The following is a 22,210-nucleotide window of genomic DNA, read 5'->3' on the forward strand; positions in this document are numbered from 1 at the left end:
CAACCGGACGTTTCGCAGCGTCAGCCCGTGTCCTCATATTCGGCTGACAGTTCCAGCCAGTCTTCTTCTGCCTTGACCAGTTTTTTCTCGCAAAAAGCGCGTTCCTTGGCGAATTTCGTCGCGCGATCCGCTTCGCGCAGAAAAAACTCGGGGTCTGCCAGGGCTTCGTCAAGCTTGGCGATCTTGTCCTGCAGACGCGCCATTTCCTTCTCCGCCGCCTCGATTTTCTGCCTGAGCGGCTTGAGCTGTGTGCGCTTCTGGGCAGCCTCGCGGCGTTTTTCCTGTGCGGATGCCTTTTCGGCTTCTTCGGCCGCCCGCATACGAGCTTTTTGAACGGCCTCCGGGCCTTGCAGGATCAGCCGGCGATAGTCCTCCATGTCGCCATCATAGGGGTCGACCTTGCCATCGGCGACCAGCCATAGCCGGTCGGCACAGGCCTCGACCAGATGCCGGTCATGGCTGATCAGGACGACGGCACCCTGATAGTCATTCAGAGCCATGACCAGGGCTTCACGGCTGTCGATGTCGAGATGGTTTGTCGGTTCATCCAAAATCAGAAGATGCGGACCGTCAAAGGTCGCAAGCCCAAGAAGGAGCCTTGCCTTCTCTCCGCCTGACAGGTCCTTTGCCGGGGTGTCCATGCGGTCTGTCGGCAATCCGAAGCGCGCAACCCGGGCGCGGACTTTTGCCTCCGGCGCATCCGGCATCAGCGCTCGGACATGCGCAACGGAATTTTCCGAAGGCTTCAGCTCATCAAGCTGATGCTGAGCAAAGAAGGCGATCTTCAGTTTTGACGCCTTTGTGATTTCGCCGTCCATCGCCCCAAGGCGTCCCGAAATCAACTTGGCGAAGGTGGATTTGCCGTTGCCGTTGGCGCCAAGCAGCGCAATACGGTCATCTGTGTCGATATTCAGTGTCAGCTGCGACAGGATTTTTGTGTCACCGTATCCTGTCGACACATTCTCCAGTTTCAGGATCGGCGGCGCGAGCTGGTTTTCCGGATCCGGAAACTGGATCGGCTTGCCGCTTGCTTCCGTCAGCGCGGCGATTGGCTGCAGCCGTTCCAGCATCTTGAGCCGGGATTGAGCCTGACGGGCCTTGCTGGCCTTGTAGCGAAAGCGGTCGACAAATGCCTGCATGTGCTTGCGCTGGGCATCCTGTTTCTCCCTGGCTTTTTCCGCCAGCACCAACGCTTCGCGGCGCTGACGGTCGAAGCTGTCGTAGCCACCGGAATAGTAGGTCAGTTTACCGCGCTCCAGGTGAACAATGCTGTCAACGGCCTTGTTCAGAAGATCCCTGTCGTGGGAGATCAGGAGGACTTGATGCGGGTAACGGGCGACGTAGTTTTCGAGCCAGAGCGTCCCTTCGAGATCAAGATAGTTGGTTGGTTCGTCCAGAAGCAGGAGATCGGGTTCGGAAAAAAGCACCGCTGCCAGCGCGACACGCATGCGCCAGCCACCGGAAAAGGAGGAGCAGGGTCGTTGCTGGGCGGCTGCATCAAATCCCAGTCCGGCCAGGATGGCGCCTGCTCGTGCTTCCGCCGTGTGGGCACCGATATCGGCAAGCCTCGTGTGGATATCAGCTATGCGTTCGGGATCGGTTTCCGTTTCGGCCTCGCGTAGCAGTCCGCTGCGCTCCTTGTCGGCTGCCAGAACCACTTCCATCAAGGTGTCTTCGGTTCCCGGAGCCTCCTGAGCGACCTGTCCAATCCGCGCTCTTTTGGGGATTTGAACGAAGCCGGTCTCGGTGGAAAGATCTCCGGTAATGATCTTGAACAAGGTGGATTTGCCCGCACCATTGCGGCCTACAAGCCCGGTCTTGGCTTTGCCGGGCAGCGTCACACTGGCTTTTTCGATCAGGAGACGGTCCCCGATCCGATAGGTTAGGTCTGAAATCTGCAACATGGCCGGATGTTTGGCGGAGCATGGCCGGGGATGCAAGCGGAAAGCGTCGGTCCCCGTCATCCGACGGCGGGCTGTGGCTTCGATGCAATGCCCGCCGCCCGCACACTCACTTGTCCAGAAAAGTCAGTATTTCCTTCAAGATGCGCTGATGCTGCGATTGACGCTCGCGATGTCCCTTGATGCAGACAATTTCATCGCCAGGCTCGTGTTTTTCCAAAATGGCATAACCTTCCGGCTTGCACACTCCCATGAAGTCGAAGTGGCCTGCATCCGGCAGTTCAAGGTGTTTGACTTTTTCCCCTGGCAGGGCAGTTGCGAGCGCACGGGATTCGATCTCCTGGTTCAGCATGTCTGCACGTCCGGAACCCAGCACCAGGACCGGTATGTCAAACCGGGCAAGACTGTCTAGAGAGAAGACGGGAGTGCCGCCAAGATCCAGACTGATGACTTTGCTGATCCTGTCATCCTTCCGGGAAGTTGCCATTTCGGCCTGATCGTCTTTCGTTTCCGCGACAGACCAGCCGCTCAGAACTTCACAGGCCACGGGAAGGTCTTGGCCATCGCACACGGTCCTGTACCGGGCGTTGTCGAATTCCGCACCCGCCAGCATCATCACCGTGAAGCCGCCCAGCGAATGACCCGCGGCGTATATTCTGTTCCGGTCGATGACGGGTGCATATTCGCTCTCGTCAATGAGAAAAGAGATCAGCCTGGAAAGATCGACAGGCCGCTGCCACAATTCACGGGCTTGGTCCGCGTCGCGCAGGAAAGTGCTGGTCCCGGGATGGTTGATCATTGCAACGACATATCCACGTCGTGCAAGTTCAGATGCGAGCCAGGCCTGATTGAACGTATTGCCGTACATGCCGTGTGAAACCACCACCAGCGGAAATGTGCCATCGGCGACCGTGCCACGCGTGTCGGCAAGCGCCATTTGCCAGACCTTGCTCTTGTCTGCGCGGCTGTGCCTTTCAGGTGTTGGCGTCGGAAACCAGATGTCACCGGAAAGCGGTCTTTCGGGCCGCTCGTCTGCGACGTTGATTTTAGCAACGCCCGGACCGTAGGGCAGGGCAGTTTCGCTGTCGGCCTGTGCTGCGTTCACAGCGAGAGAACAAGCCACAACAAATGCGGCCGGGAGCAGTAGTCTTTGCGCGAGGCGGTGGCGGAAGAAGAGTGAGGGCATGGGACCTCCGGTTCGATTGACAACTCCACCAACGTGGGTGCGGACTGCAGGTGTTGACAATCGCGGGGAAAGCTTTGTCCTGTCCTTAAACGTGATAAAGGACAGGTGGCCAGCCCGTCCCCCCTGCAGGCAAAGACATGATCAGCATTCCGGTTTCCTTTCTGCTTGCAGCAATCTTCCTCGGACTCGGTCTTTTGGCGGTTTTCTGGCGGGCGCTACCGCTCTTCTCCCGACTGCTTTTTGCGGTCTTTTTCTTATTGCTTTGCGTGGAAGCCGGGTTGGTTGGATTGCGCTTTGCGCACGGCAACGTCGATTTTCTTGCCTTGCAAAGAAGTCTGCCGGTCTGGATTGCACCAACTCTCTATCTTGCCTTTGCGACCCTGACGGTACCTTTCGACGGGGCGAAGCGTCTGATCCGTTTGAACGCTCTGGTCGCCACCTTCTTGACACTAGCCATGATGTTGCCGGTCCCGATCCCAGGCTTTGTGGACGTCGTCATTGGCATGACTTTCGCGGTTTACTGCCTGGCCCTGTTTCTGGTCTGGCTCGGCGGGCCTGACAGGTTATCGGAGGCGCCCACCGGTCAAAGTGGTCTTTTGCACAAGCTTCAGCTGGTGGCGATTCTGGTCATGGCCGCGACACTTGCAACAGATGCATGGATTGCTCTGCTGTTCGCGCAGCAGAAATTCGCGATGGCCGCGGATATCATCTCCTATGCCAGTCTGGCCTTTCTGCTCGCGGCCTTTGGACTTGCCGTGCTTGCATTGCGCTATCGTCCGCCTCGTCGTTCAGAAAAAAATGTATCGGCAGCACAAGCCGACAAGGTCGCCCTTGTTGAGGCGGCAAGACGGATCCTGTTGGAGCAGGAGCTTTATCGCGATCCCGCCTTGACGCTGACGCGCCTGGCAAGACGGACCGGAACTCCGGACAGGGACCTGTCTCAGGCCGTCAACAAAGTTGTCGGTGTCAATGTCAGCCAGTTTGTCAATCAGATCAGGTTGGAAGAGGCTGCAAGGCTACTGGCAGAGACAAATGCGCCAGTGACCAGAATTCACGAACAGGTCGGGTTTCTGACCCGTTCGAACTTTTACCGGGAATTCCAGCGGATGTTTGAAGAGGCACCGGGTGCCTATCGCAAGAACATTCAGTCCTCGCCAGACAGCAGATCAAGGTATAGCGATGCAAATCCGCCGAGCAGTTCGTAACAGATAATCACTTCGCGCAGGTCCGGATCCCAAAAAGCATTGTCGGTGCCGCAGGTGGTCGCGCGGAATGTCACCTGTTCGGGCAGGTCGTAGAATGTATCGAGTTCGTTGGCGACCTGGTCCATCAAGGCGCTTTCCTGAAAGGAGGTCGCCAGTGTCTTCAGGTTTTCAGGTGCATCTTCATAGATGATATCGATCTTGCCGGCCGGCTCATCGCCATCACGAACAAACGGATCGGTAACGACTTCCCAGGACACCGACGCCTGGTCAAAGTCGAAGCCGCAGCTTTCGATACGATCTTCAGGAAGTGCAAGGTCTTGGGCAAGGTCCAGAAACGCAGCTTCGTCCGCGCCGACCATCATGCAAAGCATTCGATATCCGCGCTGTTGGTCGAGATCGTGTTCGTCGTAAAAGATCAGTGCGTCGTGGTTGTCCTCCGACATCAGGAACCAGCCGGTCATTGCATGATAGAGAAAGAGGTCCATGTCATCGGTGTCGGCGGCCAGCATGGAAATCGTGGCAAGGTTGTCGACTGCGTCTTCCTCCTGAGCAAGGACCGGAAGTCCAAGCTCCGAAACGAGCATGTGTCCACCTTCGTGATAGATCACGAAGAGCGTGTTGCCCGAGACGAATTCCAGCAGTTCGCCGAGACTGTCGGATGAGAGTTCCGCCAGACTGGCTTCAAGACCCGCATAGGGTTCTCCGTCCGCGTCTGCACCGGTCTGTGCCGAAGCGATTTCCTGGACGAGGCTGATCGCCAGGATGAGCGCAATCAAAAGGAAGGAAAACGGTTTGACTATCGATGTCATGGGTTTCTGCCATTGATAACCGGTCGGTTGAACTTGCTCGGCGAGACAAATCCGATGCCGAGCAAGACTACGCATCCGTTTGCTTCAATGCCAGCTTGTTCGGGCGTTATCGAGCGGTTCCAATTGCCGATATCGCAAGCGAGATGAAAATGTCATGCGCTGGCCCCCTTGCGGGGCAGGCGGTGCACAGTTATGAAGGCCGCGAAATTTCTGAAAATGAGGGACCGGCGATGGATCGGCCCGTTTGTGAACCAAGAAAGACGAAACCATGGCGATTGAACGCACGTTTTCCATGATCAAGCCGGACGCAACCAAGCGCAACCTGACCGGCGCCATCACCGCCAAGCTGGAAGAAGCCGGCCTGCGGGTTGTAGCCTCCCGGCGCGTTTGGATGTCTCTTCGGGAAGCAGAAGCCTTTTATGCTGTTCACAAGGAACGCCCGTTCTTTGGCGAACTGACCGAATTCATGTCTTCCGGCCCGACCGTCGTTCAGGTGCTGGAAGGCGAAGGCGCGATCGCCAAAAACCGTGAAGTCATGGGTGCGACCAATCCGGCAGAAGCCGCTGACGGCACGATCCGAAAGGAACATGCACTTTCCATCGGCGAAAACTCCGTTCACGGTTCCGATGCGCCCGAAACGGCCGCCGAGGAAATCGCATTCTGGTTCTCCGGCACCGAAATCGTCGGATAAATCCGTCTCTTTACGAGACTTGAAAAGCCGGTCCATGAGGGCCGGCTTTTCTGTTTGTTTCTGAACCCGTTTCCTGACACATCCAGTTACACATTCTTACCAAAAAACTGATGTGCTCCCGTGAGGAACCGACCATATTGGCGCCGTCGGGGTATTGGAATCGGGAGAAAGAGACAATGCGTTTAGGTCTTGCGTTTGCGAGCGCTCTGATTGCATTCCCTGCAGCAGCACATGACAGCTCTGCATCCCTTGGTGGTCAGGAACCACTCGAACACACGCATATCGCGGATGAAATCTGGGATCTGCTTCTGCCTGAGGCCGAAGCGAGCGCGGATATCACCGTTCAGGGGAACACCAGGCGCATTCGCGCAAATGGCTACCCGATAAAGTCGCCAGGACGGTTTCCAAACCGCAACAATCCGCATGCGATTTCCAAGAAAAACTACAGTTTGAAAGTGCCTCTCAATCCGCGCAGGACCAACCGGGCAACAAGCGCACAAGGTTCTGTTTTCGGCATCGCCATCAATGGCGTCGTGATGGACCCGGGAACGGCGGAGTTCTGGCAGAACGATCGCCGTTCAGGCTGGAACTATGAAGCGCTGGGCGGCGCCTGCAAGCTTGGGCTGGACAAATACAATGCCCACGTCCAGCCGGACGGCACGTACCACTATCACGGCATACCTACGGGAGTTGTCGCTTCCAGCGGCGGCAGGTCGGTCCCTGCAATGATCGGTTATGCAGCCGACGGCTTTCCGGTCTATGGCCAGTACGGGTATTCGGATCCTGCCGGAAAATCATCGATGAAAAAGCTGAAGAGCAGTTATCGGATCAAGAGCGGAACCCGGCCGGATGGTCCGGGGGGGGCCTATAATGGCAAGTTTACCCAGGACTGGGCCTTCGTCTCCGGTGCGGGAGACCTGGACCAGTGCAATGGTCGTTTTGCGGTCATACCGGAATATCCGGACGGCACCTACCACTATGTCCTGACTGACACGTTTCCCTTCATTCCCCGATGCTGGATGGGGCAACCGGATGCCAGCTTCACGCGGCTGAAAGGCCGAGGACAGCGCCGCGGCGACGTTGAGATAAAACAAATCAGCCCGACAATTGACTTTGCCACCATGACGGACAACTCGGAAGCAGCCGGACACCTGATCCAGGTACAAGGCGGTCAGCCGCCACGAGTGCGGCCCGGTGGTCCGCCTCCGCAAAGGGGGCAGCGTGGTCAACGCGGTCCCCGGCAGGGCGGTGGCGGACAAGGCCGACGTGCACCGTGCAGCGGCAGCTGAGTAAAGACACGATTGCCTGAATTGAAAGGGAGGCGCTTGACGGCGCCTCCCTTTGTTTTTCATAACGCATGATCGTAGACCTGTTCACAACAATCCTCCGGATCGGACGCGGCATGAACCAGCAACCGCCAAAAAGCACATTCTCAACGTGTCCGCACGATTGTCCCTCGTCGTGTTCACTTGAAGTGCACTTTTATCCGCATGGCGACGTGAGGCGGTTGAATGGGGCCAAGGACAACGACTATACGGCGGGCGTAGTCTGCGCCAAGGTTGCCCGATATCCGGAACGTCTCTATCACCCGGAGCGCCTTCTCAAACCCATGCGGCGTGTCGGCCGCAAGGGTGAGGGCCGGTTCGAGGAAGTTTCCTGGGAAACTGCCCTTGATCTGATCGCCGAGAAATTCCTGGAAGTCGAAGCCGAATTCGGTGCACAGAGCATCTGGCCATATCACTACGCCGGTACGATGGGCCTGGTGCAGCGGGACAGTATCCACCGTTTGCGGCATGCCAAGGGATATTCTCGCCAGTTCGACAGCTTCTGCACCAACATGGCCTGGACCGGATATGTTGCGGCAACCGGCAGCCTGACGGGTCCAGATCCGCGCGAGATGGCGCGTTCGGATCAGATCGTCATCTGGGGAACCAATCCGGTTGCGACCCAGGTCAATGTCATGACCCACGTCACCGCAGCTCGAAAAAAACGTGGTGCCCGCGTTATCGTGGTCGACGTCTACGAAACCGAAACCATGAAACAGGCCGACATCGGCCTCATCCTGAAACCGGGAACAGACGCCGCGCTTGCCTGTGCCATCATGCATGTTCTCTTCCGCGACGGCCATGCAGATCGGGACTACCTGAACGCCTATACGGACTGTCCGCAGGAACTGGAAACTCACCTTGAGACCAGAACTCCTGAATGGGCGGCGGCGATCACCGGGCTCGAAGTCCGGCAGATCGAGGAAGTCGCAAATCACATCGGGGAAACGAAAAAGACCTTTTTCAGACTTGGTTACGGCTTTACCCGATCGCGCAACGGCGCTGTCGGCATGCATGCGGCAGCTTCCATCGCCAGTGTGACCGGCTGCTGGAAGTATGAAGGCGGTGGAGCGTTCCACAACAATGGCGGCCTGTTCAGGTTCAACAAGGAGATGATCGAGGCGACCTCGCTGAAGGATGCTTCGACACGTACTCTCGACCAGAGTCTGATCGGCCGTATTCTGACCGGTGACGAAGAGGCGCTGCTCAACGGTCCACCGGTCAAGGCACTTTTCATACAGAACACCAACCCCATGTCCGTTGCACCGGAGCAGGAACTGGTCAGGGAAGGGTTTTCGCGTGATGATCTCTTCACTGTCGTGCACGAACAGTTCCTCACGGAAACTGCTCAAATGGCAGATATTGTTCTGCCTGCCACCCAGTTTCTGGAGCATGACGACATCTACAAGGGTGGTGGTCATCAATATCTGTCACTCGGTCCGAAGGCGGTTGAGCCGCCGGGAGGTCCCAGAGAAAACATATTTGTCATCAATGAGATCGCAAAGCGCGTTGATTCAAAGTCTCACCCCGGATTCGATATGAGCGCACGCGATCAAATCGACTGGATGTTGCAAAATTCTGGCTTTGGAACACTGGTGGAACTCGAAGCGGAAAAGTGGCGCGACCTTCAGCCGGATTTCGAGACCTCGCACTACCTGAACGGTTTTGGACACGCGGACGGCAAGTTTCACTTCAGACCCGACTGGGGCAGGGCGGACGCACCGAACAAGCCTGAAGGGGACGCTGTCTTCGGCCCGTGCGACACCATGCCGGATCTGCCTGACCAATGGGACAGCATCGAACAGGCCGACGAGATACACCCGTTCCGCCTGGCAACATCGCCTGCGCGTTCCTTCCTCAACTCGTCTTTCAATGAAACGGAGACATCACTGAAGAAGGAAGGCCGGCCGGAAGTCTGGATCAGGCCTGACGAAGCGGCGCGTTTCGGGATTGAAGACGGGGCCAAGGTCCGGATGGGCAACGAACGTGGAGCCGTTACGCTGCATGCACGGCATGTGCCGAGCGTTGCACCCGGCACAGTGATTTCAGAAGGCATCTGGCCGAACGCATCCTTTGAAGATGGCAAGGGCATCAACACGCTGACCGGCGCCGACCCGGTTGCGCCTTATGGCGGTGCAGCGTTCCACGATACGGCTGTTTGGATAAGGGCTGAATAGCAATTCCCTTGTCAATTGATCTCGATACTCCCATCTGGAATGCGTTCGGACAAGTTGCTTGATGGGATGGTGAGTGTGCTGAGGAAGTTGCTTAAAGCTGATATTTTGATCGCAGCAATTCAGGCGATCGCAATCATGCCTGCGAGTTCAAGCCCTCTGCTCGAGCAGCTGCAGCCGGTTGAAAGCTGGGAACCTACGCCAATCAAGCGAGGTGAGTTCCGGGCAAATTTCCATGAAAAGTACAGCTTGGCGCTGGAAGATCTTGATGTCTTCCCCGATGCAATACGTCGCCATCTAGGAATTGATGACAACTGGCATAAGGACGAATTCAGCGGGTTCTCGAAGGAAATCCGTTCCTGGATTTTCCTTGTGGTCGTGACCGACAAAACCGGCGACTATTTTTCGAAAGCAATGCTCTTGAATTTGAGAAGCGGACAAAAGTCTGCGCTTGAGTTTGAGAATTGGAAGTCGTTGTATTTACCGAAGCTGAAGCAGCTGGATCAAGGTTGGACGGTAGTTGTTCATGACTACCACGGTTGGCTGAAATGGAACGAAAAATCAAACGTTCTGCAGAATTTCCATTGCACCGATATCGCAAACTATGCCTGCATCCGACACTCATTCAAAATAGGGTGGAGCCAGCAGGAGCTCACAAGAGTGGAAATTGACCTCGAAAGGAAGTTCTTGGACTGGAAGCCGATTTGGGACTCAGGACAATGGTTGATTGATCCGAATAGCGCCGACTTTGATACAAGATGACTTCGTAAACACTGAATTTTTTCAAAAAAAAGGCAGCGCAGACCCCGTTCGGGTGCGCTGCCTTGCCAGACCTGATTGCAGGTTTGGGGCTCCCGTTGGTCAGGGCTGGTTTTCCGAAGGCTCCGGGTCCGCACTCGCAAGCTTGCCTTCTTCCGCCTTGTAGAAATATTGACTGGCAACGAGCCAGCCCTTGAGCGGGCGCAGCATGGGAATGCAGGTGAGCAGGATCAGGGGCAGGGTGGTCACAAGGTGCACCCAGTAGGGAGCCGTGAACGCGATTTCCAGCCAGATGGCAAAAGCGACAGCCGGAACACAGCCGAAGCATATGACGAAAAAGGCCGGCCCGTCCGCGGGATCCGCGAAACTGTAATCCAGTCCGCAGTGATTGCATCGCGGTTTCAGGGTCAAAAACCCGTCGAAAATCTTGCCTTCCCCGCAGCGCGGGCAGCGGCCCTTGATGCCGGTCTGGATCGGCGGGAGCTTGGGCCAGGACTGTTGTGCGTTCATTGGCGTTGCCATTCTCTGGGGAGCTTGCGGTCGCAGCTGAATGTGGATTGACATCCCGTCACTTCAATATTGATAGGAAGTGATTGCATTCAATTTATGAAATTACTGCAGCAAGTCAAGCCATCCCGCTGCGGCAAATTGGCTTGTGGCATCAGAAATAGACCGACGCCCTTGCAGGGGAAGCTTGCAGCGTTTGAGCGATGATTTCCATGGCCTGGCTGAGTTGCGCATGGTTGATAGGGCCACCAAGTCCGATCCGGACAGCCTCCGTTGGCTGGCCTGAAACGGTAAAGGCGTCAGCTTCGACAATACCTATCTGCAGATTGCGCATCTGGCTGACGAAGGCTGACCGGTTCCAGCCGTCCGGCAGGTTGAGCCACAGGTGGAATCCGTCCGGGTCGGCTAAAAATGCATGATCCTTGAGATAGTTGGCAGCAATGGTTTGCCGTGTTCGGCTTTCGGAGCGGATCTGGTCGAGAAGAGCGGCCGCCGTGTCATCTTCGATCCAGCGCGTTGCGAGCCCGACCGTCAACGGAGACGGCATGACTTGCGATGTCCGTACTGCACGCGAGAATTGCCAGGATGCGCCCTGGTCCGGTGCAAGAACGTAGGCGAGCCGCAGACCGGCGCCAAGGCACTTCGACAGCGAGCCAACATACCAGGTGATCTCGGGCGCCAGTGTGGCAAACGGAACTGGAGGCGTTCGGCTGAGTAGACTGTAGGCATCGTCTTCGAGAATGGGGATGCCGTGGTTCTCGGCGATAGAAACCAGTTCCCGCCGACGCTTGTAGGGCACGGTGCGTGTGGTCGGATTGTGCAGGGTCGGGTTGAGATAAAGGGCTCTCAGCCCGCCGGTTCTGCTTGCTGCTTCAAATATTTCAGGGATGATACCGTTTTCGTCCGTTTCCAGTCCTTTGAGTTCCAGGTGAAGCTGCGCACAGACAGAACGAATGCCAGGATAGGTGATCGCCTCGCTGCCAATCTGATCGCCAGGGGCCGTAAGCGTTGCCAGAATGTTTGTCAGAGCTGCCTGGGCACCTGGCGAAAACAGAACTTGCTCTGGTCTTGCGGTCAATCCAGCGCTTTTGAGCCAACTGACTGCAGCGTTCTGGTCCGGCTCGGACGTCTCGAAGCTCTGATAACGCAACAACGGCGTCAAATCTGATGAAAGCGCGGAAAAACCCGACTGCATTTTGGACAACAGAGCCGTGCCTTCGGGCTCCGGCGGCAAGTTCATGGAGAAATCGGGAATGCCGATGCGGCTCGAATGACCTCCGGTGTTCTTCTTGTCGCCGTCATGGGGATGTGTGACAAACGTTCCGCTCCCAACCTGCGAAGACAGGAGGCCGCGTCTGCGGGCTTCGGTGTAGCCGCGGGCGACGGTGGTGAAATCCAGGCCGAGCAGTTTCGCCAGGTGTCGTTGCGCAGGCAGCCTGTCACCCGGCGACAGGCGGCCGGTCGAAAGATCGGTTTCGATGCTGTCGGCTATGGCGATGTAACGTGGCGCGTTACTGTTTGAAAGGTCGGGGTGCCAATTGGTCATGCGCGGTGGGGTCTTTCAAAATTGACTGCATATTGACTGTATATCTAATGTGAATTGGTTTGTCATCCCGGTCAGACAAGATGCTGGATACCCACCGGGCAGCGCTTCTGCACAACAAGCAGAGAATACCGGGTTTCATCAGTTGGTCCGTTCGGTAAGTGAACAGGAAGATCTGGAAAAATCAGAAACGGAAGCGGGGCAATGGGCATTTGCGTTTCGTAACTGAAATGCGCCGCCTGCAGGTCACGCCCGGTCCATCACCTCCACCGAAAGCACCGTCGGCAGATGCCGTGCGATTTCGTGCCAGTGATCGCCTTCGTCGAAACTGGCGAAGATCGACCCTGAATTGGTACCGAAGTAAAGACCGGCCGGGTCTCTGTCATCGCCGGACATTGCCTGGCGAAGAACGGTGAAGAAGCAGGCTTCCTGGGGCAGGCCGTCTCGCTGCGCCTCCCAGTTCTCACCACCATCCGACGATTTCCAGACCGCCGCCGAGGCATCGGGTGGATAACGGCCGGCGGCATCGCCGTTGAGTGGAATGGTCCAGATGGTCTGAGGATCCCTTGGATGAACGCGGATCGGGAAACCGAATGTGGAGGGGAGGCCGTCATTGATGCTGTCCCAACTCCGGCCGCCATCCGAGGAGCGCCATACACCATGGTGGTTTTGCTGGTAAAGAAGATCGCCGTCGCCGGGCGCACGCATCATGTTGTGGACGCAATGACCTGTATCGCCGTCTCTCGGTGCGGCAGGATGGTCATGACCCTCGCAGGCAGCAGCATTGGAAAGCCGGTTCCGCCGCTCCCACGTTCTGGCTCCGTCTTCCGTCGCAAAGACACCGGCCGCTGAAATGCCGATCCAGAGCTTCGCCGGATCCTTGGGATCGGAAACAATCGTATGCAGAACGAGCCCTGCGGCACCCGGATTCCAGCTGTCAGCGGAAGGGTGATTGGCAAGACTGTCCACATGCTCGAAACTCTTGCCCCTGTCACGGCTGGCAAGAAGCTTGGCCGGTTTGGTGCCGGCATAGAGTGTTCCATGGAAGAAACCAAGCGACCAGATTTGCGAGAAATCATCGCCGAATGGTTGGGGTTGATCGATCCAGCCGATGAGCTTCGCAAAATCAGGATCATTCGCGGCCCAGTCGTCCATTGAACCCCTTGTGAGTTTTGTCAGCTCCCAGGTATCGCCGCCATCGTCGGATCGCCAGATCCCCGCACCGTTCCAGTCACTGCCTCCGCCTGCCCACAATGTGTCGCTCTCAGCGTCACCGACAACGTGGTTGACCGGCCAGCCATCGCATAGTGGTCCCTTGACGGCCCATCCTGACCTGTCACGGCCTCCGGAAATCAGAAAGGCACCTTTGGTGGTACCGACAAGGATTGTGAGTTCGCCAGTGCGCATCTCATGGTCTCCTCCCGTTGATGTGCAATTTTAGCATGTAATTGCACCCGGTAAGTGCCGGGGATGTCATTTTTTCGAATGCAACTTATGAAGGGCGAATTAATCCAAATTATGATAATGGGTATAGAAAAATCGATATTTTAGGATAAGTTCTGACAGAGTGCTGGTGAAATGAAAGGTCAGTTTATGCCCGGATCGTGCTTCAGATATTTGTTCCCGGTATTTGGTGTCATATCCTTGATGCTCTCCTTGACGACTGCGAACGCTGATGGTGACCACGAGGCGATCGGAGAGGATGTCTGGAAGCTGCCGTTGTTCGATGCGCATGTGCACTACAAGGAACCGGCGTGGGATCGATATCCGGTCAAGAGCATTGTCGAGCTCATGGACCAGAACGGTGTTGCCATGGCGCTGGTCTCTTCGACACCCGATGAGGGCACGGTCATGTTGTGGGAATATGCACCCAACCGGATCGTCCCGGAGTTGCGCCCCTATCACGGTGCTGCCGGATCTTCCAACTGGACCAAGATGGATGGCATGGACAGCTATCTGGAAGAGCGACTTGAAAGCTATCCGCATGAAGGCATTGGTGAATTTCACATCCGCCAGCTTGATACCTCGGACGAGGCACTTTTCCGGAAGATCATTGCGATGGCGAAGGAACGGGACATCTATCTTCATGTTCATTCCGGCACTGAGCCGATCCGCTGGCTCTACGGACTGGACCCCGAAGTGAAGATCATCTGGGCGCATGCGGGTCTTGGATCACCTGCGCCGGAGGTTTATGCGTTGATGGATGAATTTCCGGAACTGCTCGCCGACACATCCCTGCGCGAGTACAATATTCTGGGTCGCGGTGAGACGCTCGATCCGCAATGGCTTGAAATCATTTTCGATTTTCAGGACAGGTTGATGATCGGCAGCGATACCTGGGTCAACAGCCAATGGGACAGCTATTCCGAGATCATGACAACGAACCGGCTCTGGCTGTCAAAACTGCCGCGGGAAGTCGCCGAGAAGATCGCCTACAAGAATGCCGAAAGGTATTTCGGTCGCGAAATCACGATGGATCAGATCGGCAAAAAATAGGCCCTGGCCACAAGGGTGCTGGTCCTCTCAGGGCCAGATAAGCTCCGCTGAATTGTTGTTTTCAGCACCTGTGACGACCCGTGCTCCGGTCACCTTCGTTTTGCCGGTTGCAACGAGTTCCAGCGCCTTCGGGTAAATCTTGTGCTCGACGTCAAGCACGCGCGCGGCGAGCGTATCGGGCGTGTCATGATCGAGAACCGGGACGGCGCCCTGTACGATGATCGGACCATCGTCCATTTCCGCCGAAACGAAATGAACCGTCGCGCCATGAAGCTTTACGCCTTCTTCCAGCGCGCGTTCGTGAGTTGCCAGTCCCTTGAAGGAGGGAAGCAGAGCCGGATGAATGTTGATCATGCGGCCCGACCACGCGTTGACTAGATAGGGTGTCAGGATGCGCATGAAACCGGCAAGAGCGACAAGATCGATCCTGTGCTCTTTCAGGACGTCGTCGATTGCTTTTTCAAACGCCTGCCGGTCTCCGGCAAAGTCTTTGTGATCGACAACTGCCGTCGCGATACCAAACTCGGCCGCACGTTCAAGCCCCTTGGCATCCGGCCGGTTGGAAATGACCAGCGTGATTTCCGCGGGATAGGAGGGAGCCATGGCCGCCGAGATCAGAGCACCCATGTTCGAGCCGCGACCCGAAATCAGGACGGCTGTACGCTTGCGGTTCATGCCGACAGGCCCAGGGAATTGTCAAAAAGAACCGGTGCGTCACCCTCGGCCTCTATCCTGCCGATCCTAGTCACGCGCTCCCCTTCGTTTTCCAGTACTCTGGCGACGTCATCTGCTTCGTCGTCGGCAACCACGATCACCATGCCGACACCGCAATTGAAGGTGCGCAGCATTTCCTTCTCCGCAACACCACCTGTTTTGGCGAGCCAGGAAAAAACCGCGGGTGCATCGATGGAAGAAAGGTCGATCCGTGCCGAACAGTTTTCCGGCAGGACGCGAGGAAGGTTTTCAGGCAGCCCCCCGCCGGTGATATGCGCGAGCGCCTTGATGCCGCCGGTTTGTTTCAGGGCGGAAAGCAAGGGTTTGACATAGATCCGCGTCGGTTCCATCAGGACACTTCCGAGCGTCTTGCCGTTCTCGAACGAAGCCGCGTCGGACCAGGAAAGTCCAGCCAGTTCCATGATCTTTCGCACCATGGAATAACCGTTGGAGTGAACGCCGGAGGAGGCCAGGCCCAAAAGCACATCGCCTTGAGCAACATCCTTGCGTGGCAGGATTTGCCCTCGTTCGACGGCACCGACGGAGAAACCAGCAAGGTCGTAGTCGCCTTCCTTGTACATTCCGGGCATCTCGGCGGTCTCGCCGCCGATCAGGGCTGCACCTGCCAGTTTGCAGCCGTCCGCAATCCCGGCCACGACATCGCTCGCGATGTCGACATCAAGTGAACCGGTCGCAAAATAGTCGAGAAAGAACAGCGGTTCGGCACCCTGGACAACAAGATCGTTGACGCACATGGCAACCAGGTCGATCCCGACCGTTCTATGTTGGCCGGTTTCGATGGCAATTTTCAGCTTGGTGCCAACACCGTCATTCGCCGCCACAAGGATCGGATCGTCGAAGCCGGCGCCCTTGAGGTCGAACAGACCGCCAAATCCGCCTATGTCACTGTCCGCACCTGGCCGTGATGTTGCCTTGACAAGGGGTTTGATACGATTGACCAGCGCGTTGCCCGCGTCGATGTCGACGCCGGCGTCGGCGTAGGTCAGACCATTGCTTCCTGAAGGCTTGGAATGGCTCATGACAGCTCCAGTCTGGTTTTCCATGTGCTCGCTGACGGCGTGCTTGAATATCCCTGCCGCGCATACAGCCTTGCAGCGCTTTTCACAAGAGCTGCCGGATGTCTTCAACGTCAAATACGCCTCTTGACCGGACAAGGTCGCTCAACCTATGTGCAAGGAGGACTGAACCCTGTTCCGAATTATGTATCGTGCCGCGGACTTTCCGAAACGCGTCAGATTTCTCGTTGGGAGGAAATTTCATGACTTTGCGCCGTCAGGTTCAATTCTGGTTGATCTCCCTGCTTGTTTCCTGCGTGTTTCTCTACATTTTTTCAGGCGTTCTGCTGCCCTTCGTTGCCGGTATGGCCGTGGCATACCTGCTCGACCCGGTCTGCGACCGGCTTGAGAATCTGGGAATGAGCCGCCTTTGGGCGACGCTGACCATCTTGCTGTCTTTCATTTTTGTCCTGGCGCTGTTCTTCGTCCTGCTGTTGCCTGTCCTTGGCAACCAGCTGGCAGCCTTTCTGGAAAACTTCCCTGACCTTGTTCGGCGTCTTCAGGCGCTGCTTGCGGAATACTTCCCGGCCAATCTTGCCAGTCTGGCCGGATTGTCGCCGGAGGACCTGCAATCCTCCATGACCGATCTGCTCGGGCAGGGGGCGTCCTTTATCGGCAAGCTGGCGCAATCCATCTGGAGCGGAGGTCAGGCCCTTCTGTCCATCCTGTCACTGTTCGTGATCACGCCGGTGGTTGCCTTCTATCTGCTGCTGGACTGGGATCATATGGTAGAGCGGATCGACGGCTGGATCCCGCGCGATCACCTGGGGGAAATTCGCGGCCTTGCAAAGGAAATGGACGGAGCGGTCGCCGGATTTGTTCGCGGTCAGGTGTCGGTCTGTGTCATCCTCGGGTTCTTTTACGCGGTATCGCTCGCCTTGGTCGGGCTCAATTTCGGTTTGCTGATCGGCATGGCGGCAGGGCTTGTGAGTTTCATTCCCTTTGTCGGAGCGGCACTCGGCTTTGTGTTGTCTGTCGGCGTTGCACTGGTGCAGTTCTGGCCGGACTGGCCGTGGATACTTGTGGTGGGAGCTGTGTTTGCGGTCGGCCAGTTCCTGGAAGGCAATGTGCTGCAGCCAAAACTCGTCGGCGAAAGTACGGGGCTGCATCCGGTCACCCTGATGTTTGCCTTGTTCGCCTTCGGATCTCTCTTTGGATTTGTAGGGATGCTGATTGCCGTTCCCGCTGCGGCCATGATCGGGGTGCTTGCACGTTTTGCTCTGAGGCAGTACCTAGCAAGCCCGGTTTACAAGGGTATCGGCCGTACGAAGACGACAGCCGAAGAGTAAGTGACACGATCATGGCGGAACCTCCGCGCCAGCTACCGTTAGAGCTACCGCACGAAGCTGCTCTCACGCGCGACGACTACTTGGTGGGCGTCTCCAACAAGGCGGCATTCGAGCTGCTTTCGCGGTGGCCTGACTGGCCGTCACCTGTCGTGGTCCTTGCCGGGCCGGTGGGGTCGGGAAAAACGCATCTGGTCCGCGCGTTTCAGGATGAAAGCGGGGCGTCCGTGATATCGGCCAGGGAGCTTGCGGCGGATGTCGTGGAAGACCTTTTGGTAGCGCCCGCCGCCGTGATTGAAGATACGCATCTCGGTGTCAATGACACTGCACTCTTTCACCTTTTGAATGCTTCGCGGCAAGCTGGCAAAAAGGTGCTCATCACCAGTAGGACGTGGCCGGCGAGCTGGAAGATCACGTTGCCTGACCTCATGTCGCGCCTGCGTGCGGCGACACCGGTGGAAATTCTGGAACCGGACGACGACCTTTTGCGCCGCGTGCTCGTCAAGCTTTTTGCCGACCGGCAGATATCGGTTGATATCGGCGTTGTGGACTATCTTGTCGTCCGCATGGAAAGATCACTGGAGGTGGCGATGCAGGCGGTGCAGGCCATTGACCGGGAAGCTCTGGCCGGTCGTGTGAAGATAACCAAGCCGCTTGTTGGCCGGGTATTGGAAAATGTGCATAAAGGCCAGTGAGTTGTTTGCTTGCGACAATGGTGTCATTTGCCTGCCGCTCACGCCGTGTTACTCAATCTGCATGCATTGAGACAGAGATCGCCGGAAGCGGGGGCGAAGGAAAAATGCCATGAATGAAACGACCGATCTTTCAGACATTCTTTCCGCTTCCTCGGATCTGCGCGGTGTTGAAGACGAGATGCCGGAGGAAGATCTGGCGAGGTCGCCTGCCAGGTTCATGAATCGGGAATTGTCCTGGCTGCAGTTCAATCTGCGTGTTCTTGAAGAAGCGATGAACAATCGCCACCCGTTGTTGGAACGGGTACGGTTCCTGTCGATCTCGGCGAACAATCTGGATGAATTTTTTATGGTCCGCGTCGCGGGCCTGCGTGGACAGCAGCGTGCCGAGGTTACCAATCTTTCCGATGACGGCCTGACCCCCACCGAGCAACTGGAGAAGATCAGTGCCGCCGTGCGTGATCTTCAGGCATCGCAGCAGCAGATTTGGGGTGAAATCCGCAGAGAGATAGCTGCGAAGGGAATTGAAATCCTTCTGAGCGACGCCTTGACCCAGGCGGACAAGACCTGGCTTCAGGAGTATTTTCTGGCCTATGTCTTCCCGGTGCTAACGCCACTGGCAATCGACCCCGCGCATCCGTTCCCCTTTATCCCGAACCTTGGTTTTTCAATCGTGTTCGAGCTGGTGCCGACGTCCGGCAGCCGCGGAATGATTGCGTTGCTCAGAATTCCCAACCAGGTCGATCGGTTCGTCCGTCTGCCGAATGGTGGCGATGGAGCCGCCCGCTTCATTGCAATCGAGCATGTCGTGAGCATGTTTATCGGCCGGCTGTTTCCCGGATATGAAATTCGAGGCAAGGGCGCCTTTCGGGTCATTCGCGATAGCGATCTTGAGATCGAAGAAGAAGCCGAGGACCTCGTTCGCCTGTTTGAAAGTGCGCTGAAGCGCCGTCGCCGCGGGTCCGTCATCAGGCTGGAAATCCAGGAAACGACCCCGCCGGCTCTGCGGGAATTCGTTGCGGACGCATTGGATGTCAGCGAAAGCGAGATTTTTCTGGCCACCGGTTTGCTCGCGTTGAACAACCTTTCTCAAATCGTCGATCTCGAGCGCCAGGACCTCAAGTTCGAGCCCTATACGGCGCGGTTTCCCGAGCGCATTCGCGAACATGGCGGCGATTGTCTGGCGGCCATTCACCAGAAGGATATCGTGGTCCATCACCCGTATGAATCCTTCGATGTGGTGGTCCAGTACCTGCGGCAGGCCGCGCGCGACCCGGATGTGGTTGCCATCAAGCAGACGCTCTACCGAACCTCAAACAACTCGCCGATCGTCAAGGCCCTGGCAGAGGCCGCCGAAGCCGGCAAATCGGTTACGGCACTTGTCGAGCTGAAAGCCAGGTTCGATGAAGAAGCCAACATCAAATGGGCTCGCGACCTGGAGCGGGCAGGGGTTCAGGTGGTATTCGGCTTCATCGAATTGAAAACGCACTCGAAACTTTCCATGGTAATCAAGCGCGAGCACGGCCAGCTGAAGACCTATTGCCACATCGGTACGGGCAACTACCATCCGATTACGGCGCGGATTTATGAGGACCTTTCCTTCTTCACCGACGATCCCGGAATTGCCGAGGACGCGGCCAGAGTTTTCAATTTCATCACCGGTTATGCCGAGCCGGAAGAACTCAACCACCTCCTCGTGTCACCGGTAAACCTGCGGCGGCGCATGCTTGAATTGACCGAAGCCGAGATCGAACATGTCAGGCAGGGGCGTCCTGCCCAGATCTGGATGAAGATGAACTCGCTGGTCGATCCGGAGATCATCGATTCGCTCTATCGCGCAAGCCAGGCAGGGGTGCAGATCGACCTGGTCATCCGCGGGATCTGCTGTCTTCGGCCTGGCATCGAAGGCCTGTCGGAAAACATCCGGGTGAAATCCATCGTCGGCAGATTCCTGGAACATTCAAGGATCTTCTGCTTCGGCAATGGTCAGGGGCTGCCGTCGCCTGAGGCCCACGTCTATATCGGTTCGGCCGACCTGATGCCGCGAAACATTGACAGGCGTGTTGAGGTGCTGTCTCCCCTGATGACGCCGACCGTGCATGAACAGGTCCTTGATCAGATCATGGTTGCCAACCTGAAGGACAATCAGCAGAGTTGGCGCATCCGCTCGGATGGCAGTCACGAGCGTATCGAACCGGGGCCAAACGAGGAACCGTTCAACGCGCATAGATATTTCATGACCAATCCATCGCTCTCTGGCAGGGGCAAATCCCTGAAGAGCGATCGTCCGAAGCCGTTTCTGAAACGGCAAAAACGAGGATAGCATGACAAGCCAGTTCAAGCCTGCACGCGGCCGGCTCAATGGGACAGGACCGGTGGCGGTCGTGGATATCGGCTCCAACTCGGTGCGCCTTGTGATTTACGAACGCAAGGCGCGCACGCCCACGATGCTGTTCAACGAAAAGCTTCTGGCGGGCCTCGGACGCGGAATTGCGGCGACCGGACGTTTAACGGATGCGTCGGTGAAACTCGCCCTGGGAGAACTGGTGCGCTTCAGGGCACTGATTGAGCACACCGCCTGCAAGGAACTTTATGTCTTTGCCACAGCTGCGGCACGAGATGCGGCGAACGGTGATGAATTTGTCGGTGAAGTGGAACGGATACTGCAAGCTCCTGTCCGTATCCTCGACGGAAGCGAAGAAGCCTTCTATTCGGCTCTCGGGGTAGTTGCCGGTTTCTGGCAGCCACGCGGAATTGTCGGTGACATGGGCGGCGGCAGCCTGGAGCTGGTTGAAATCGAAGGAAAGAAACCCGGTAAGGGATCGACTTTCCCGCTTGGCGGATTGCGCCTTTCCGAAGAAGCCGGTGGAAACATTTCCAAAGCAAGGCAAATCACGGAAGAAGCCCTCGGCGGTTATGAATGGCCGGGACTTCACCCCGGCGAACGAACGTTCTATGCGGTCGGTGGTACGTGGCGATCTCTGGGGCGATTGCACCTGATGCAGAACAATTACCCGCTGCACGTGATGCACAACTACGAGATAAGTGCAGAGGAGGCGATTTCATTCTGCCGCAAGATCGCCGTGCCCAGCCTTGAGGGAATTGAATTGGCGGAAGTTGTGTCCAAGCAGCGCCGGCCCCTGGTGCCGATCGGAGCCGTCGTGCTTGAACAGGTTCTGACATCAATGAAGGCCGAACGCCTTGTCTTTTCGGCAACCGGGGTTCGCGAAGGACTTTTGCACGAAAAACTGTCTCCCGAGATGCAGGCGCAAGATCCCGTCATCGAGGCGGCGCGTGAACTGTGTGTTCTCAGGGCCCGATCCCCCGACCATGCCGAGGAGCTGATTGCCTGGACCGATCTGTTGTTCCACGAGCTGGAAATTGAGGAAACCGCAAACGAAAGACGATTGCGCCATGCCGCGTGCCTGCTTTCCGATATCGGTTGGCGGGCGCATCCGGACTACCGGGGCGAGCAGAGCCTGAACATCATCTCGAACGCATCCTTTGTCGGTCTGGACCATTCCAGCCGCGCTTACGTGGCAGCGGCCGTGTTTTACCGGCACATGGGATTGCGCGAGGGCGCCCTGTCGCAGGTTATCCGGCAGCTGTTCACCGACCGGTTGCGTATTCGGGCAAAGGTGTTGGGTGCAACCATGCGGGTTGCCTCGCTCCTGAGCGCGTCAATGGCGGGCCTGCTTCCGAAGGTTGGTCTGGTCAGGACGGAAACGGGTCTTCTGATCGAACTCGGTGACGAACTGGCAAACCTGGACGGCGAACGTTTGCGCAAACGCGCAAGTCAGCTGGGTAAGGTTATCCAGGCAGACGTTCAAATAAAGACCACCTGAA

The 22,210-nt window shown here is 57.0% G+C and carries 18 protein-coding genes; 10 read left to right on the forward strand and 8 right to left on the reverse strand.

Annotated features, from left to right (window positions below; translation table 11 throughout):
- Positions 1 to 20: 20 nt before the first annotated feature.
- Positions 21 to 1,904: an ABC-F family ATP-binding cassette domain-containing protein gene (locus tag ACO6TI_RS17895; protein WP_281927103.1), complete on the reverse strand. Its 1,884-nt coding sequence runs from the start codon at positions 1,902 to 1,904 to the stop codon at positions 21 to 23.
- 106 nt (positions 1,905 to 2,010) lie between these two features.
- Positions 2,011 to 3,087 carry an alpha/beta hydrolase family protein gene (locus tag ACO6TI_RS17900; protein WP_422383008.1) on the reverse strand — a complete coding sequence of 359 codons (1,077 nt, stop codon included), beginning with the start codon at positions 3,085 to 3,087 and terminating at the stop codon, positions 2,011 to 2,013.
- A 137-nt stretch (positions 3,088 to 3,224) separates the two neighbouring features.
- Between ACO6TI_RS17900 and ACO6TI_RS17905 the strand changes: the two genes are divergently transcribed.
- Positions 3,225 to 4,292, forward strand: a complete 1,068-nt coding sequence (locus ACO6TI_RS17905; protein ID WP_422383009.1) for a helix-turn-helix domain-containing protein — start codon at positions 3,225 to 3,227, stop codon at positions 4,290 to 4,292.
- Here the strand turns inward: ACO6TI_RS17905 and ACO6TI_RS17910 are convergent.
- Positions 4,232 to 5,101: a DUF4344 domain-containing metallopeptidase gene (locus ACO6TI_RS17910; protein WP_108872681.1), complete on the reverse strand. Its 870-nt coding sequence runs from the start codon at positions 5,099 to 5,101 to the stop codon at positions 4,232 to 4,234. The genes ACO6TI_RS17905 and ACO6TI_RS17910 overlap by 61 nt on opposite strands.
- Before the next feature lie 268 nt (positions 5,102 to 5,369).
- On the opposite strand from ACO6TI_RS17910, the gene ndk reads away from it, so the two are divergent.
- From ndk to ACO6TI_RS17930, 4 genes are all read left to right on the forward strand, one after another.
- On the forward strand, positions 5,370 to 5,792 hold the full coding sequence (gene ndk / locus ACO6TI_RS17915; RefSeq protein ID WP_029066429.1) for a nucleoside-diphosphate kinase: 423 nt from the start codon (positions 5,370 to 5,372) through the stop codon (positions 5,790 to 5,792).
- A 176-nt stretch (positions 5,793 to 5,968) separates the two neighbouring features.
- Positions 5,969 to 7,081, forward strand: coding sequence for a YHYH protein (locus ACO6TI_RS17920; protein ID WP_422383010.1), 1,113 nt, complete (start codon positions 5,969 to 5,971; stop codon positions 7,079 to 7,081).
- 113 nt (positions 7,082 to 7,194) lie between these two features.
- Positions 7,195 to 9,294 (forward strand): molybdopterin-containing oxidoreductase family protein, encoded by a 2,100-nt coding sequence (locus tag ACO6TI_RS17925; protein WP_422383011.1) that lies wholly within the window; start codon positions 7,195 to 7,197, stop codon positions 9,292 to 9,294.
- Between the two features lie 39 nt (positions 9,295 to 9,333).
- Positions 9,334 to 10,053 carry a hypothetical protein gene (locus ACO6TI_RS17930; RefSeq protein WP_422383012.1) on the forward strand — a complete coding sequence of 240 codons (720 nt, stop codon included), beginning with the start codon at positions 9,334 to 9,336 and terminating at the stop codon, positions 10,051 to 10,053.
- 99 nt (positions 10,054 to 10,152) lie between these two features.
- On the opposite strand, the gene ACO6TI_RS17935 is transcribed toward ACO6TI_RS17930, so the two are convergent.
- From ACO6TI_RS17935 to ACO6TI_RS17945, 3 genes are all read right to left on the reverse strand, one after another.
- On the reverse strand, positions 10,153 to 10,560 hold the full coding sequence (locus ACO6TI_RS17935; protein WP_196879448.1) for a DUF983 domain-containing protein: 408 nt from the start codon (positions 10,558 to 10,560) through the stop codon (positions 10,153 to 10,155).
- A gap of 151 nt (positions 10,561 to 10,711) precedes the next feature.
- Positions 10,712 to 12,103, reverse strand: coding sequence for a PLP-dependent aminotransferase family protein (locus ACO6TI_RS17940; protein WP_422383013.1), 1,392 nt, complete (start codon positions 12,101 to 12,103; stop codon positions 10,712 to 10,714).
- 243 nt (positions 12,104 to 12,346) lie between these two features.
- Entirely contained in the window at positions 12,347 to 13,507 is a 1,161-nt protein-coding gene (locus ACO6TI_RS17945) for a WD40/YVTN/BNR-like repeat-containing protein (RefSeq protein WP_422383014.1), read from the reverse strand.
- A 249-nt stretch (positions 13,508 to 13,756) separates the two neighbouring features.
- Here ACO6TI_RS17945 and ACO6TI_RS17950 point away from each other — a divergent pair, with 249 nt between their 5' ends.
- The gene (locus tag ACO6TI_RS17950; protein WP_422383015.1) at positions 13,757 to 14,596 is read left to right on the forward strand and encodes an amidohydrolase family protein; all 840 of its coding nucleotides are present in this window, start codon (positions 13,757 to 13,759) and stop codon (positions 14,594 to 14,596) included.
- A gap of 27 nt (positions 14,597 to 14,623) precedes the next feature.
- Here ACO6TI_RS17950 and purN read toward each other — a convergent pair whose 3' ends face one another.
- On the reverse strand, positions 14,624 to 15,271 hold the full coding sequence (purN, locus tag ACO6TI_RS17955) for a phosphoribosylglycinamide formyltransferase (RefSeq protein ID WP_055118550.1): 648 nt from the start codon (positions 15,269 to 15,271) through the stop codon (positions 14,624 to 14,626).
- Entirely contained in the window at positions 15,268 to 16,350 is a 1,083-nt protein-coding gene (gene purM, locus ACO6TI_RS17960; protein WP_055119033.1) for a phosphoribosylformylglycinamidine cyclo-ligase, read from the reverse strand. Before purM ends, purN begins: the two co-directional genes overlap by 4 nt.
- A 239-nt stretch (positions 16,351 to 16,589) precedes the next feature.
- Here purM and ACO6TI_RS17965 point away from each other — a divergent pair, with 239 nt between their 5' ends.
- The 4 genes from ACO6TI_RS17965 to ACO6TI_RS17980 all read left to right on the forward strand — a co-directional run bounded on the left by ACO6TI_RS17965 (position 16,590) and on the right by ACO6TI_RS17980 (position 22,209).
- Positions 16,590 to 17,675, forward strand: a complete 1,086-nt coding sequence (locus tag ACO6TI_RS17965) for an AI-2E family transporter (protein ID WP_055118548.1) — start codon at positions 16,590 to 16,592, stop codon at positions 17,673 to 17,675.
- An 11-nt stretch (positions 17,676 to 17,686) separates the two neighbouring features.
- Positions 17,687 to 18,367: a DnaA/Hda family protein gene (locus ACO6TI_RS17970; protein WP_055118546.1), complete on the forward strand. Its 681-nt coding sequence runs from the start codon at positions 17,687 to 17,689 to the stop codon at positions 18,365 to 18,367.
- A gap of 109 nt (positions 18,368 to 18,476) precedes the next feature.
- Positions 18,477 to 20,687, forward strand: coding sequence for an RNA degradosome polyphosphate kinase (locus tag ACO6TI_RS17975; protein WP_055118545.1), 2,211 nt, complete (start codon positions 18,477 to 18,479; stop codon positions 20,685 to 20,687).
- 1 nt (position 20,688) lies between these two features.
- Positions 20,689 to 22,209, forward strand: coding sequence for a Ppx/GppA phosphatase family protein (locus tag ACO6TI_RS17980; protein ID WP_055118543.1), 1,521 nt, complete (start codon positions 20,689 to 20,691; stop codon positions 22,207 to 22,209).
- The last annotated feature ends 1 nt before the right edge of the window (position 22,210 follow it).

Origin of the sequence: Roseibium album (assembly GCF_965233825.1) — a bacterium.
In the GTDB taxonomy this organism is placed as follows: domain Bacteria; phylum Pseudomonadota; class Alphaproteobacteria; order Rhizobiales; family Stappiaceae; genus Roseibium; species Roseibium album.

Excerpts from the sequence above, each read along its gene's own strand:
- ndk (WP_029066429.1), top strand. The coding sequence starts at position 5,370 with ATGGCGATTGAACGCACGTTTTCCATGATCAAGCCGGACGCAACCAAG.
- ACO6TI_RS17965 (WP_055118548.1), top strand. The coding sequence starts at position 16,590 with ATGACTTTGCGCCGTCAGGTTCAATTCTGGTTGATCTCCCTGCTTGTT.
- ACO6TI_RS17910 (WP_108872681.1), bottom strand. The coding sequence starts at position 5,101 with ATGACATCGATAGTCAAACCGTTTTCCTTCCTTTTGATTGCGCTCATC.
- ACO6TI_RS17925 (WP_422383011.1), top strand. The coding sequence starts at position 7,195 with ATGAACCAGCAACCGCCAAAAAGCACATTCTCAACGTGTCCGCACGAT.
- ACO6TI_RS17945 (WP_422383014.1), bottom strand. The coding sequence starts at position 13,507 with ATGCGCACTGGCGAACTCACAATCCTTGTCGGTACCACCAAAGGTGCC.
- ACO6TI_RS17895 (WP_281927103.1), bottom strand. The coding sequence starts at position 1,904 with ATGTTGCAGATTTCAGACCTAACCTATCGGATCGGGGACCGTCTCCTG.
- ACO6TI_RS17975 (WP_055118545.1), top strand. The coding sequence starts at position 18,477 with ATGAATGAAACGACCGATCTTTCAGACATTCTTTCCGCTTCCTCGGAT.
- ACO6TI_RS17935 (WP_196879448.1), bottom strand. The coding sequence starts at position 10,560 with ATGAACGCACAACAGTCCTGGCCCAAGCTCCCGCCGATCCAGACCGGC.
- purM (WP_055119033.1), bottom strand. The coding sequence starts at position 16,350 with ATGAGCCATTCCAAGCCTTCAGGAAGCAATGGTCTGACCTACGCCGAC.
- ACO6TI_RS17905 (WP_422383009.1), top strand. The coding sequence starts at position 3,225 with ATGATCAGCATTCCGGTTTCCTTTCTGCTTGCAGCAATCTTCCTCGGA.
- ACO6TI_RS17980 (WP_055118543.1), top strand. The coding sequence starts at position 20,689 with ATGACAAGCCAGTTCAAGCCTGCACGCGGCCGGCTCAATGGGACAGGA.
- ACO6TI_RS17930 (WP_422383012.1), top strand. The coding sequence starts at position 9,334 with ATGCGTTCGGACAAGTTGCTTGATGGGATGGTGAGTGTGCTGAGGAAG.
- ACO6TI_RS17900 (WP_422383008.1), bottom strand. The coding sequence starts at position 3,087 with ATGCCCTCACTCTTCTTCCGCCACCGCCTCGCGCAAAGACTACTGCTC.
- ACO6TI_RS17940 (WP_422383013.1), bottom strand. The coding sequence starts at position 12,103 with ATGACCAATTGGCACCCCGACCTTTCAAACAGTAACGCGCCACGTTAC.
- ACO6TI_RS17920 (WP_422383010.1), top strand. The coding sequence starts at position 5,969 with ATGCGTTTAGGTCTTGCGTTTGCGAGCGCTCTGATTGCATTCCCTGCA.
- purN (WP_055118550.1), bottom strand. The coding sequence starts at position 15,271 with ATGAACCGCAAGCGTACAGCCGTCCTGATTTCGGGTCGCGGCTCGAAC.
- ACO6TI_RS17970 (WP_055118546.1), top strand. The coding sequence starts at position 17,687 with ATGGCGGAACCTCCGCGCCAGCTACCGTTAGAGCTACCGCACGAAGCT.